At 41.3% G+C, this 13,622-nt stretch carries 12 protein-coding genes and 1 pseudogene; 7 read left to right on the top strand and 6 right to left on the bottom strand.

All coding sequences use genetic code 11. From position 1 onward, the window contains the following. Positions 1 to 110: pseudogene (locus L2764_RS08620) on the top strand (IS30-like element ISVsa7 family transposase); the annotation flags it as partial. A gap of 585 nt (positions 111 to 695) precedes the next feature. Here the strand turns inward: L2764_RS08620 and L2764_RS08625 are convergent. Next, positions 696 to 1,439 carry a DUF481 domain-containing protein gene (locus L2764_RS08625; RefSeq protein WP_248939817.1) on the bottom strand — a complete coding sequence of 248 codons (744 nt, stop codon included), beginning with the start codon at positions 1,437 to 1,439 and terminating at the stop codon, positions 696 to 698. Between the two features lie 233 nt (positions 1,440 to 1,672). Here L2764_RS08625 and rpsF point away from each other — a divergent pair, with 233 nt between their 5' ends. The 4 genes from rpsF to rplI are packed head-to-tail and all read left to right on the top strand — an operon-like array spanning position 1,673 to position 3,137. Next, the gene (gene rpsF / locus L2764_RS08630; protein WP_248939818.1) at positions 1,673 to 2,104 is read left to right on the top strand and encodes a 30S ribosomal protein S6; all 432 of its coding nucleotides are present in this window, start codon (positions 1,673 to 1,675) and stop codon (positions 2,102 to 2,104) included. Between the two features lie 8 nt (positions 2,105 to 2,112). Beyond that, complete coding sequence (gene priB, locus L2764_RS08635) at positions 2,113 to 2,418, top strand: primosomal replication protein N (protein ID WP_248939819.1); 306 nt, start codon at positions 2,113 to 2,115, stop codon at positions 2,416 to 2,418. 11 nt (positions 2,419 to 2,429) lie between these two features. Then, positions 2,430 to 2,657 carry a 30S ribosomal protein S18 gene (gene rpsR, locus L2764_RS08640; RefSeq protein WP_248939820.1) on the top strand — a complete coding sequence of 76 codons (228 nt, stop codon included), beginning with the start codon at positions 2,430 to 2,432 and terminating at the stop codon, positions 2,655 to 2,657. A 27-nt stretch (positions 2,658 to 2,684) separates the two neighbouring features. After that, the gene (gene rplI / locus L2764_RS08645) at positions 2,685 to 3,137 is read left to right on the top strand and encodes a 50S ribosomal protein L9 (RefSeq protein ID WP_248939821.1); all 453 of its coding nucleotides are present in this window, start codon (positions 2,685 to 2,687) and stop codon (positions 3,135 to 3,137) included. An 89-nt stretch (positions 3,138 to 3,226) separates the two neighbouring features. On the opposite strand, the gene L2764_RS08650 is transcribed toward rplI, so the two are convergent. The 4 genes from L2764_RS08650 to L2764_RS08665 all read right to left on the bottom strand — a co-directional run bounded on the left by L2764_RS08650 (position 3,227) and on the right by L2764_RS08665 (position 8,031). Beyond that, entirely contained in the window at positions 3,227 to 3,547 is a 321-nt protein-coding gene (locus L2764_RS08650) for an HdeA/HdeB family chaperone (protein ID WP_248939822.1), read from the bottom strand. 233 nt (positions 3,548 to 3,780) lie between these two features. Continuing rightward, positions 3,781 to 5,520: a hypothetical protein gene (locus L2764_RS08655; protein WP_248939823.1), complete on the bottom strand. Its 1,740-nt coding sequence runs from the start codon at positions 5,518 to 5,520 to the stop codon at positions 3,781 to 3,783. A 413-nt stretch (positions 5,521 to 5,933) separates the two neighbouring features. Beyond that, positions 5,934 to 7,577: a curlin gene (locus L2764_RS08660; protein WP_248939824.1), complete on the bottom strand. Its 1,644-nt coding sequence runs from the start codon at positions 7,575 to 7,577 to the stop codon at positions 5,934 to 5,936. A 22-nt stretch (positions 7,578 to 7,599) separates the two neighbouring features. After that, positions 7,600 to 8,031: a curlin gene (locus L2764_RS08665; RefSeq protein WP_248939825.1), complete on the bottom strand. Its 432-nt coding sequence runs from the start codon at positions 8,029 to 8,031 to the stop codon at positions 7,600 to 7,602. A 493-nt stretch (positions 8,032 to 8,524) separates the two neighbouring features. Between L2764_RS08665 and L2764_RS08670 the strand changes: the two genes are divergently transcribed. Further along, on the top strand, positions 8,525 to 11,038 hold the full coding sequence (locus L2764_RS08670; RefSeq protein WP_248939826.1) for a S8 family serine peptidase: 2,514 nt from the start codon (positions 8,525 to 8,527) through the stop codon (positions 11,036 to 11,038). A 420-nt stretch (positions 11,039 to 11,458) separates the two neighbouring features. After that, positions 11,459 to 11,905, top strand: coding sequence for a hypothetical protein (locus tag L2764_RS08675; RefSeq protein ID WP_248939827.1), 447 nt, complete (start codon positions 11,459 to 11,461; stop codon positions 11,903 to 11,905). 93 nt (positions 11,906 to 11,998) lie between these two features. Here the strand turns inward: L2764_RS08675 and galK are convergent, their stop codons facing one another. Beyond that, the gene (gene galK / locus L2764_RS08680) at positions 11,999 to 13,165 is read right to left on the bottom strand and encodes a galactokinase (RefSeq protein WP_248939828.1); all 1,167 of its coding nucleotides are present in this window, start codon (positions 13,163 to 13,165) and stop codon (positions 11,999 to 12,001) included. Positions 13,166 to 13,622: the final 457 nt, after the last annotated feature.

Here is a 13,622-nt window from a genome sequence, read left to right on the forward strand (position 1 = left end):
TAGCCAATGCTGAATTTTTAATTAACATGAGGCCAAGAAAGGCGTTAAACTTTCTCAGTCCTTATGAGTTTTTAACAGGTAAACGTGTGTCGCTTATTGCTGAGATCTAGGCATCAGTGACGTACAATGAATTGGATATCCATGACCTTCATTAAGCGGAGCTTAATCAATAAGACCCCTGTGTGAGTGGGAACTCACGACCTTAGCCTAACCGAAGGTGATAGATCATGATCTTAGACTGTTGCAAGCGATAAATAAGATTGAACTTAAAAGGGCCCAGTAGCCTTTTAGATAGTGAAAATACTCAGTAAAGTCCATAAGGAAGCTATCCAGCATACCCAAGAAACACTTCGAAGAAACCCTCTAGCTTTTAATCAAAGTGTAGATACATCTGTGACCTTCGGCTTCAGGGATGAAGTCGTAGAGCGGCCATGGATGGCTTCACAGCGTGTCACAGGAGTATCTGCACAAAAGCCTGCGGCAGGGTGAATATGGCAACGCCATGAGTTAATGAACGAGAAACACGGATGTTGAACTGGCGTTTAAACAGGATGTTGTTATGCGCAAGCAGTCTTCCTTGCTACTAGTGTGAGTGGGAACTCACGATCTTAACCCGCTGTAAGCGATGAGTAGTGATTCATATCATTTTATGTTTGAGCTGCAAAAAATTGCAGCTTACAATTTCGCTATACCCTTTATTGAAAGGTATAAAGCAACCCTATGGTGGTGATCGTATCGGTTTGCTTAGTGCCGTCGGGGACTACTTGGGTGTATTTCATCACTGTGCCGATGGTGAAGGCCCAGTCTTGAAACAGGGTGTTTTTGTAGCTCATATCTAAGGCGATAGTGTTGTTCTCTGCGCCGACTTCTGAGGTGATTGCCGCATTTAAGCTAGTGTATTCTTGCATTTTAAATTCAAAAATAGCTGCGGAGCGCAAAATGACGTCGGTACTGGCGGCGGGATCCGGAGCGGAATCGGTGGCAATAGCTAAGTTGTAACGATAACCTGGACCGACTTCTAGGCTGAGGTTGGTTTTGCTATTATTGATCGCATCGAAGCCATAACCGCTTGAAATCGTATATATTCGAGTATAACTACCAAATCTGTCCCAGGTGGCATCACCTCGGCCGAAGACATAACCGCTATCGAGTTTATAGTTCGATTGCAGTTGTAAATCATAGCGCTCAGAGGTGGCACTTTGAGAGTCTGCGGCATAGTAAGCTTTCATGGTAGCTTCTTGTTTAGCGGTTACTGTATCGTAGACAAGTTTAGTTCTACCATTGAAACTTGTGGTATTGGTATTCCCCGTATTGAGCTGAAAACCGCCTTCTATTTCGGCAGTAAAATCACTGGGTGGTTCTTTAAAATCGGGTGGAACTAATGCCTGAGCCGATAGGGGAGTCCCTAAGGCGCAGACAACAACAATAGTTCTTAACATGACACTGAATTCTTGGAGGCCTAATTGGCCTAAATTAGGTTTTTCTAATAGTTGGGTATCATACCGATAATGGCGAGGTGAGCAATGAAAATTAGCATTAAAGTTATCGCTTGAATTAAAGGGGGGGTTTGTGTAATACTGCGCCGCTTAATTCAGTCACTTTAATTCGTTCCTTGCCTCTATTTGGTCTGACTGAACCAAGAATGAGGCTAGATAACCGTAAGGAGCAAAAAATGCGTCATTATGAGATCGTATTTTTGGTTCACCCTGATCAGAGTGAACAAGTACCTGGCATGATTGAGCGTTACACTGGGATTTTTACCCAAGCTGGCGGTCAAGTTCATCGTTTAGAAGATTGGGGCCGTCGTCAACTGGCTTACCCAATCATCGAATTGCATAAAGCTCACTATGTTCTTATGAACGTAGAGACAACTGCAGAATCGATTGAAGAATTAGAAACAGCTTTTCGTTTCAACGACGCTGTTCTGCGTAGCATGGTTATGCGTACTAAAGCAGCCATCACTGAAGCATCTCCAATGGCTAAAGCAAAAGATGAGCGTGATACTCGTCGTGACGGTGAGCGTGAATCGCGTCCTGTTACTGAAGCTGCTCCAGCTATTGCCACTGAAGAAGTGAAAGAAAGCGCAGAAAAAACAGCTGAGTAAGTTTTTCTATGTTCACTAATCAACTGAGTTTATCTGGAACGATAACACGCAGTCGGCGATTTGATAGTCCAGCAGGTATTAGCCACGTGGTTTTACAGCTGGAACACAAATCCCAACGTTTCGAAGCCGAAATGCTAAGAAATGTGTATTGCCAGATACAAGTTGTATTAAGTGGCGAACGTTTTAATAACGTTACAGAACAACTGAAAATTGGCGTTGTAATTCAAGTGGACGGTTTTATTGCTCAACAACAGAGCAGAAATGGTCAAAGTCGCTTGGTATTACATGCTGAAAATGTCGAATTGAAAACTTAGGAGACTGTCATATGGCACGTTATTTCCGCCGTCGCAAATTCTGTCGTTTCACCGCTGAAGGTGTGACACAGATCGATTATAAAGATATTGTTACTCTAAAGAACTATATCACTGAAAGTGGTAAAATTGTTCCTAGCCGTATTACGGGTACCAATGCTAAATATCAACGTCAACTAGCTCGCGCTATCAAGCGTGCTCGTTATCTTTCTCTACTGCCGTACACTGATTTACATCAGTAATACTGCAATTATTTAGAGGAATTAATAATGAACGTTATTTTACTTGATAAAATTGCTAACCTAGGCAACTTAGGTGACCAAGTTTCAGTTAAAGCGGGTTACGCACGTAACTTCCTTTTACCTCAAGGTAAAGCGGTTGTTGCTAACGCTGCAAACACTGAAGTTTTTGAAGCTCGTCGTGCTGAATTAGAAGCTAAATTAGCCGGTGAACTATCAATTGCTAACACTCGTGCAGAAAAACTAGCTGCATTAGCAAGCGTTGTTATCGCTTCTAAAGCGGGTGATGAAGGCAAGCTATTCGGTTCAATTGGTAACCGTGATATTGCTGACGCAGTAACCGCTGCGGGTGTTGAATTGGCTAAAAGTGAAGTTCGTCTTTCACTAGGTGCATTGCGCAATACTGGTGATTTCGAAATTGAAGTCCAGTTACACACTGAAGTTAAAGCGACTGTGAAAATCTCTGTTGTTGCAGAAGATTAATTTTCAAAAGCTTTAATAAAAACACCGCCTTCATGGCGGTGTTTTTTTATCTGAAATAGATTATATTAATCTGTTATATTCGTTTCAAACTAGTGTTTATCATTGGGCTTTTTTGGCGGTAATCCTGTTTTAGTTGATGCTTTTACGGCATCAGAAACTTTCGCTTTTGGATTTTGCTTACAAAAATCAACTACATCATCAACTTCAACATTATCTAGTTCATCCACTTCGACAATATTCACATTACCGGCATCGTTAACACCGACAATGTATCCCACGACAACAGGGACGAGATCATCGTCTACTTGCAAAAAATCTTGACACTTTAGATCTTTTACTGGGGTGTGATGAGCCATGCTAAAGGGACTGATTAAGATTAGGGGCAGCAAGATAAGTGGTAAAAATTTCATAGTGTTCTCCAAAATTAACGTCATTAATAGTAGACAAGGATTGTTTTAAGTCGTCCACATACAGCTGAGCGATCTGAAATGGTGGTCAATTTTCAGGGCGCTTGAGTATAAAGTGTAGTCAAAGATAAAGGGTTTGGATAAATCTTAAGGTGGACACAGAGAGACGAAGCCCTCTGTTATCTTTTGTGCAAGTGATATCACACTAACTGATTCTCTCTTGAGAGAAAGTCAAATTAGTGTTGAATAATCGTCGCTACGTTGAAGTCACCTGCTTGTGAAACAAGCAGGTTGTTTTGGCTACCATATTGCCCACCGATGACGGTGTTGTTATTGTCCGTTTGTGTGATCTCAAGCTGGTTAGCTTCACCGACAACAACAAATTCCAATTGGTCATCACCACCAATCCAGTTACTGTTACCCGTTTGAGTCATTATCGCGATATTTTCATCACCATCAATGATCAGGGCTATTAAGTTAAGATCGCCAGATTGTGTCGCTTCAACATTAATGTTTCTTTCACCGATAACCTTTATAAGGCTTACGTTGTCGTTACCCTCTTGTTCCAAATCCACTTCGTTGCTCTCACCATTGATAGCAGCATAACCGAAGTTACCGTTACCTGCTTGAGTCATATCAATATTGTTATTATTACCGTTAGCGAAAGCAGAAAGAGTATTGGCGGCACCATTAGCGTTGAGACTTAAGTTGTTATCATCACCGCTAACGCGAGTGAGGCTGAAGTTTCGGGTGCCTTTTTGCCGTGTTTGAGTGCTGTTTTCATTGCCAATAGTCTGAGTGCTTAAACTATTCTGGCGGCCATTTTGGATTGAAAAATCATCATTATTGTCCCCTTGAGTACTCATTACCGTATCATTATCATTGCCTGCTTGATGGACGTTGGCGGTGTTGCTATCTCGGATATAAGAAACGTGTATATTGTTGCCGTCACCATCAGTGAAAGCGTTAATGGTATTGTTTAGGCCATCAGAGTCGAGTACTAAGCTGTTATCATCCCCATAAATTTCGGTAATGGTGGCGTTAGTGGTGCCTGCTTGTTCTATCTTTATTTCATTGCCAGAACCGATAAGCGGATAAACTAAATTGGAGTTGCCTAAACCTTCTTGGGTAACGATAGAATTATTATCATTACCATCAATAACGTTGGTCGTAGCATTACGATGACCAGACTGTTCTAAAGAGATCTTGTTATTATTCCCAATGTTGTGGGCATCTGTAAAATTAAGTGAGCCCTGTTGTTTGACTTGAGTGTGGTTATCGTTACCGACTGATTTTACTTGTCCAACATTGTCATTGCCTTCAGCGCTAACGATGGTTCCGTTGTCCCATCCATCTTGTTTGATTTTTGCAAAATTGTTCGCGCCTATTGAGCTGATGTTTGTGGCGTTCGTATCACCAAACTGCATTACTTGTGCCCTATTTTCATCGCCTAGATGGCTGATGATGACACCGTTATTAAATCCAATTTGTTCACTACTGGCTGTGTTGCTATTGCCTATTAATAGTATGTTGGCTGCGTTTTCATCATGATGCTGCTTGATATTGGTGAGGTTATTGTTACCGACCGTGTCGTTAATAGTTGCGTTGGAATAACCTGTTTGATTCACTGTGGATACGTTTTCATTGCCTTGCTGAAAGACGTAAGTGACATGATCATTATCGACTTGGTTGATACCGACGTTGTTTTCAATACCTCTAGTATTAACAAAGCTGAAACTGCCAAGACCCGTTTGTAGTACCTGAGTAGTTTGTTCATCACCGATTTGATTGATAATGGCAGTGTGGTGACCACCTGCTTGTTTAACGATAGTATTTTGCCCGATGACATTGCCATTAGTCGCCGTGCTCTGGTTGATTTCGGTGGTGTTATTTGATGCGGCGAATGCAATAGAGCTCAGCCCAAAACTTAGCGTAATGGCAATAGCGAGTGTGGATTTTTTTGTTGCTAATATCATAAGCGTTCCTTGTTTATGTAGTGAATTTTATTGTTCGCTGAGGTATTCGTTAGGTATCTATTATGGGCGTTAAGTTAGATATCAATTGATGGAACGGTGAATGTGTTGAAATAAGCGATTCATTGGGGACTATCGTTAACAATACCACTCCTTTGTATTGGGCTAACGGGTGTTGAGAAGTGATGCTTGATATCCATAATGTCAGCTAGTGTCAGATACAAACTTAACTGTGTTCTTTGAGTAATTTATCGGTATATGCAAATATTGTCATCGGAAGGAAGTCTATTTATCAATTATTATTTTATGAGGATGGAGAAAGATGGGGGAAAAGATAACAGAGAGCAGAAGCTCTCTGTTTCATTTTGTGCAAGCGATATCACACTAACGGTGTTTTCTCTTGAGAGAAAGCCGAATTAATTTTGGATGACAGTCGCAGTATTGAAGTCACCTGTTTGTGAAACAACGATGTTGTTGTTAGTACCGAATTGAGAACCGGATACTAAGTTGTCGTTACCACTTTGTGCAACCATTAAGCTGTTACCTTCACCCACAACAGAAAATGCAGATTGGTCATCACCACCGATCCAGTTACCGTTACCTGATTGAGTCATCATGACGATGTTCTCATCACCCTCGATGATAAGGTCAATTAAGTTAAGATCGCCTGATTGTGTTGCTTCAATATCAACGTTTCTTTCACCCATAACAGTGATAAGCGTCTCGTTATCGTTGCCATCTTGCTCAACATCCACTTCGTTACGTTCACCAAGGACATCAACATAACCGAAGTTAGTGTTACCTTCTTGAGCAATTTCGATGTCGTTGTTATTGCCATCAGCAAAAGCAACGATAGTGTTGCTTAGACCGTCAGAGTTTAGATCGAGGTTGTTATCATCACCATAAATACCAACAGTAGCGAAGTTAGTCGTGCCTTCTTGATCTAAGTCTAAGTCATTTTCATTACCAAAAACTTGGAATTCAACGGCGTTTGCTTCACCTGCTTGATGAATATCGAGGCTGTTGTCATCACCTTGAAGCTCAGCAAGCATCGTGTCGCCAATGATGTTGTTGCTGCCAGATTGAGCAATTTCAACATCGTTGTCGTTACCACTTGCAAAATCGAGGAAGCTAGTGTTATTAAAACCAGTTTGCTCCATTTCGATTTCATTGTCTGAACCGACTAAAGAGTAGACTGAACTGGCGTTTTCATCACCTTCTTGGGTGATCATGAAGTGGTTGTCGTTACCGTCAACACCTTGAATCGCCGCTAAGTTTTCATTACCCACTTGAGATATTTCAGCATCGTTGTTATTACCCACATTCATGCCGCGTTCAATACCTGTCATTGCTGCAAGGTTGTTGTCACCCAGTTGTGAGATGCGGACATCGTTGTCCTCACCTTCTACTTGAGAAATGGCGATGTTAGTCACACCTTCTTGGCTAATAACAGCTGTGTTTGTGTTACCCATGTACTCAACGGTCGCGTCATTTTGTACGCCATTTTGCATAACATCTGCGTAGTTGCTGTCACCCGTTAGGCTAATGGCTGTTTGGTTTGAAGTGTCATACTGATTGACCGTTACTAGGCTGCCATTACCCTGAGAAGTGATCTGTGCATCATTTTGAGAACCGTCTTGCATGACATCGGTGATGTTATTGTCACCCACGCTGCTAATATTCGCTTGGTTAAAGAAGTCATATTGAGCAACACTGGTGTCATTATTACTGCCTTCTTGATTAACGGTCGCAATGTGCCAATCATCAGCTTGGTCGATATCAACGTTGTTTTCAACACCTCTAGAATTAACATAAGCTTCAGCCCACACACCGTCCTGCATGACAGTGGCCGTTTGCCCGTCGCCAATTTGATCGACAGTGGTGATGTGCATAGTCCCTGTTTGCTTAACATAAGCTTCTTGGCCCATAGGCTCGCCCGCAGCGACAGTCGTTTGATTGACGTGCGTGGTGTTATCAGAAGCGGCTAACGCTGAAGCACTGAATCCTAAACTTGCTGCAACAGCAAGTGAAATAATGGATTTCTTTGTAGATGATTTCATAAGCATTCCCTGTTTTATGTTATTAATATTGTGTTATTGATATCGAGGCATTATCGGCAATTTGCTCTATTGAGAAATTAGCGCTGCCAAGTTGATTTAAGTGGACTAAATTATTGTCACCGACTTGAATGATAGCGGCTTGATTATCGTTACCGATTTGATCGAGCTCTATCCGGTTACGTTCCCCAAGTTGCGAAATATCCGCTTGGTTACCTAATCCTACTTGTAAAAGCTCTGCATAATTTTCATTACCAGATTGGATCAAGTTCGCCTGATTCATCTCACCGAGTTGAGAAAGGTGAATAAGATTATCTCGACCGCTTCTTTCCAGCAGTGTTTGGAGGGTGACGGGTAATTCATACGTCCCATTGATATTGCCGAGTTCATCAGCGCTGGCGCTGAAACTGCAAACCTGACAAACAGTGGCGAATAACAAGGTTTTAAAAGCTGACAATGAACACTCCTTTGTGTTTGGTTGAATAAACTTTAGTTACTCTTTTCTATTCAACCTATTAGCTATCCATAAGACTTGGTCGACCCCATGCCTCATGATCCAAGTTATTGATAAATCTACAGGCATATAAATTTGTCGCAATCGGAAGAAAGTCTATTTATTCGTTCGATTATAAATGTATAAATATCGTTCAAATATTGCTTATTTAATTGTTTTTAATAAGTTTAAATTATTTTTATTTGTTTTTAAATGAACGGGCTCACCCAATAGAGCTAGTAACAAAGTTGTAAAGAATGTTAAAAAACTTTTAAATATTGATTTTGCATGTTACCTATTCTCCTGCTTACTAATTTAAAGTTAAGTAAAGCATGTATCTTTTTTTACTTTTCACTTTTGGCTTTGAGGCTATCGTTTCTTCTAAATTAAACGAAGGGTTACAAGGAAGTGAAATGGATTCTCTAAAATGTAAAAAAACTAAATAGGAAGCCAATTTATGTTTAAAACTTTATCTCCTCTTGCGATTGCCATTGCAGCTGCTATCGCGGTTTCATCTGTACCCGCTTTAGCGAAAGGCGCACCTGAGCATGAGTATGTAAAAGACTCACTGATTGTGGTGTATAAAGACAATGTCACTCAAGCGGAACGTTTATCTGCTCAGCGTCTTGTTCGTGGATCCATGCAAGATGTTAATGCCGATGGCGTGGATGACAGATTTTCACGTTTATTAAATGGCAAGCTGGCTCGTTTGGCGTTACGTCAAGGTGCTGATGTTAAAAAGGCTATCAAAATGATCAGCCAGCATCCTGCGGTTAAATATGCTGAGCCAAACTATGTCATTAAAGCATTAGGTGCGCCTGATGATCCTAGTTTTATTTCATTATGGGGTATGCATAACACTGGGCAAGATGGCGGAACTGCTGATGCCGATATCGATGCCGTTGAAGCGTGGGATATTAGTACTGGTGATAGTAATATTGTTATCGGTGTGATTGATACGGGGGTGGATTACAACCACGAAGACTTACAAGCCAACATCTGGACTAACCCGAATGAAATCGCGGGTAACGGTATCGATGATGATGGCAACGGTGTTATCGATGATATTCACGGGTTTAGTGCCGTGAATAATAATGGCGATCCTATGGATGGTAATGGTCATGGTACCCATGTTTCTGGCACGATTGGCGCGAAAGGTAATAACGGTGTTGGTGTTGCGGGTGTTAACTGGGATGTGACGATTGTGGGCTGTCAGTTCTTGGATGCGAGTGGTTCGGGTTCAACAGAAGGCGCGATTGCTTGTATCGACTATATGACTGACTTAAAAATCAATCATGGGGTTGATATTAAAGCGACCAATAATTCTTGGGGCGGCGGCGGCTTTAGCCAAGCGTTGAAAGATTCTATTGATGCAGCGGGTGATGCAGGGATTTTATTCTTTGCTGCAGCGGGCAATAGTGCTGTCGATAATGATGTTAACCCTCATTATCCATCAAGCTATGATTCTGAAGCGCTGATGTCTATTGCCAGTACTGATCGCAATGACAATATGTCGAGCTTTTCTCAATGGGGTTTGACCAGTGTTGATATGGGTGCGCCAGGCTCATCGATTTTATCGACAACGCCAAGTAATGGCTATTCTACTTATTCTGGTACGTCAATGGCAACGCCACATATGGCTGGCGCAGCCGGCCTAGTATGGTCAGTGAACCCAGATTTATCGCCAGTAGAAATGAAACAATTACTGATGGAATCCGGTGATACTAATGCCGATTTAATCGGTAAAACCGTTGCAGGTACTCGTCTTAATGTGGCGAATGCACTTGAGATGGCCGATCCTGATCCAAGTTTTAAGTTTAGTGCTTCACCGATGACACAAACCATTGAAGCGGGCTCAAGCACGAGCTATGACTATACCGTTGGCAGCATTGCTGGCTGGAATGGTGAAGTGTCATTATCGGTTTCAGTCTCACCAGAACTCGCGGGCGTATCTTTATCAACTGATACGGTTGTTGTCGGTGATACCTTTATGGTGAACGTCGCATCAGATGCCAATGCAGCTTGGGGTGACTATAGCATCACTGTTGCGGGTATGAGTGGCGACTTAGCGAAAAGTAAGTCAGTATCTTTAAAAGTGCTGCCACAAGGCATTGAAGACTTTACTTACGCCAATGACGAAGCCATGGATATTCCTGATAACGATGTGAATGGTATCGTTAGCACTATTGAAGTTGCTGATGATGTTCAAATGTTTGGCGTTAATTCAAATGTCAATATTTCACACACTTGGATTGGTGATTTGATTGTGACATTAACCTCACCAGCAGGAACACAAGCTGTGCTGCATAATCGTGAAGGTGGCAGCGCAGATGACATCGTTAAAGATTGGGACTTAAGTGTCTTTAACGGTGAAATGGCAATGGGAACTTGGACATTATCAGTCAATGATAATGTCGGTGCCGATACGGGGATGCTGAATAATTGGGGTATGGTTATTTCGGGTGTGGGTGAAGGCGGAAGCTCTGTACCTGCTGCGAGCTTTGATTATAGCGCTTCAGGACTAATGGTTGACTTCATGAGCACCAGTACCGATGCTGATGATGATATCGTCAGTTATGCGTGGTCATTTGGTGATGATGCAACGTCATCAGACATGAACCCAAGTCATGCTTATGCGCAAGCGGGAAGTTATCCTGTTGAGCTTACTGTGACGGATGCTGAAGGGAACACTGACACCACAAGCATGAGCGTTAGTGTTGCTGAAAATGAAATTACAGCAAGCATCACACGCGCTAAAATCTCTCGTCGTGGCAGTGCGCTAGTTGATTTGAGATGGGAAGGTGCGTTAGGTGATTCAGTCAGCATTTACCGTGATGGTGCGCTTGTGACAACGACAAGTAATGATGGTCGTTATCGCGATCGTTTCACTGACGCTGGTGAAAGTGCTGAATACCAAATCTGTGAAGCTGATACTGAACTTTGTTCTGCAGTGATTGTTGCCACTTTCTAAGGATAGAGGGTATGTATTAAAGCGGCCTTAGGGCCGCTTTTTTTATGTGTTTATCCATCATCATATGGTTGATAAAATGAATAAATGAAGTTTTTACGTGATCAGATTGCTTGTAGTGTGTTGTTTTTATTTGTTTTGATGAGGTTTGTTTGTTTGTTATATTGATTTAACCTAACTTAAAACTTGAATAATTGATGCTTTCAACTAAATTCGATAGAAGAGAATGTGATAACAGATTATTAGATATTCAGTGGTGATGTTTTTGTCAAAAAGCTCTATTGGTTGTCGCCATATTTCTGTTAAGAATAGGCTCTTATAAATCATCGTAAAAGATGAGAGTTTATAGGTGAAGTGAGTTCCTTAGAGGCTGGCTTTGATTCATTATGGCGGGTATGTGTTGATTTAAGGGTATTAGCATATATGTATAATATTTCTAAGAAAGAAGTTTGGTATGGCGAATTAAGAACAGCGCGTGGTAATACGGTTCTTATTTATGATAACCAGTTCCCAGAAGCATCGGCTGGACGGGTCTATTTTTATAATACTGTCCGCGATGAAGTTATTGAATATGCTGAAGATATTGTGAAATCGAATTTACATGATTTAGATGATGCAGCGATTCAAGCCGCTAAAAGTGAATATGGGAAAGCATGGAAAGCAACACGATTGGCTTTTATGGATAAACACGATGGTTGGGTTGAAGCCAATAATCCGAAAAGTGCGCCTGTTAAAAAAGCCAAGCCTGTTGTGGAGCCTGTCCCTGAAATGGACAATGACGCTACGGGAGATGTTAATCCGGAATTAGAAGCTGAAGGTTTAGAAGCTGAATTTGATACTGAATGGCCAAGCGATGATTTTGATGATTAATATTTTTATTTAATGGGTCGTTTAATGTCAGTCGATATTGAGTAGCAAAAAGCAGCGTATGACGCTGCTTTTTTGATCACGTTATTCGTCTTATCAACTTTCAGCAAGGCGCTTAGCCCCGTCACTGGCTGAACATAAATAAATGCTTGCTTCTAATTGTGTTAGGCTAAAATATTGGGTTTCTATGGCGTTGACCACCGCGTCTGTATACTGATGATCGACCAATGCGACCACGCAACCTCCAAAACCAGTGCTGGCCATACGCACGCCACCTTGTTCACCTACCACATTGGCAATAATATCCACAAGGCAATTAATGGCTGGAACGGTTATTTCAAAATCATCTTTCATTGAGGCATGAGACTTCGCCATTAACTGGCTGAGCTTTTTGATATTTCCAGCTTCTAATGCCCAGGCAGCCTGTTGAGTTCGACGATTTTCTGTGACAATGTGCTTGGCGCGGCGATAGTGGATATCGTCTAATTCATCTTTTGCCAATTCTAACTTTTTAAGGGTTAAGTGGCTTAGAGCATCCAGCTTAAAATGGCTCGCCACTTGCTGACACTGAAGTGCTCTTAATTGATATTGAGGCTCTAATTCATGACGTTCTACATTCGAATTGACAATGAATAAGCTTAAATTTTTAGGGATAGTGATCGCTTCACTGTCTAAGTCGAAACAGTCGATTAAAAGAGCGTGATCTTGTTGTCCCATGGCGCTGATCATTTGATCGACGATGCCACAGTGATATCCCGCATATTGATTTTCGCCTCTCTGAGCCACTTGGGCAATGGCGAGGGGAGATAAATGTAATTGATTAATATCATTAATCGCGGTACCAAAAGCAATTTCTAGCGCCGCTGAAGAAGATAAACCTGCGCCTAAAGGCACGTTACTGACAATGGATAAATCCATTCCTGTTGCTGGAAGCCCTGTTGCGGCCATTGAGGCAGTAAAGCCTTTTAAGTAATTGACCCATGCCTTAGGATCTGCGGGGATCATGGTATCTTCTTTACCAAATCGCCATTCTTGAATATGGCCAGGAAAGGCATCAGAAACGGCTCTAAACTGTTGATCAGTACGACGTTTCACTGCAATGACGGTATGAAAATTAATGGCTGAAGATAATACAAACCCTTCATTATAATGCGCATTTTCACCCATGAGGTTAATACGCCCAGGCGCTAAATAAAGGCCATCAGCCTTAGTTCCGAAGGTTTGTATAAAGAGTTTGTTAGCGCGTTGAGCTGGATCCGGCATAATGAGCATTCCCGCAATGTAAAATCAGTATTATTATTATTTTGTTTATCGATTTACCCATTTTGATTGACCCATTAATAATGGCAATAAAGGGTGATAGATTTCAATAGTAAAATTTAAATGATCAAAATATGAGTATAGTAAATAAGTTTACAATAAAGAGAGATGTTTTTTCATTTTTTAAAATTATTTCCATACGTTATAACACGACGGGATGTTCAAAGAACTTGAGTTTTTCTGAATATTTGTACAATTTGAAACGATTTTGATCTCTCAAGTATCACAATATGCTTTATTGGATACTTGAGAGAGGGAAGATGACTAAATGTTAATACCACTTCCAGTAAATAGATGATCAATTCAGAGCCTCTCAGGTTTTTCAATTCAAGGCACATTGATTAATAAATGGTAATTCCCTTTAAAATTAATGCAACGCTGAAGTGGAATGCCTGAGAGA

This window comes from Shewanella surugensis (genome assembly GCF_023284005.1).
GTDB classification, from domain to species: Bacteria; Pseudomonadota; Gammaproteobacteria; order Enterobacterales; family Shewanellaceae; genus Shewanella; species Shewanella surugensis.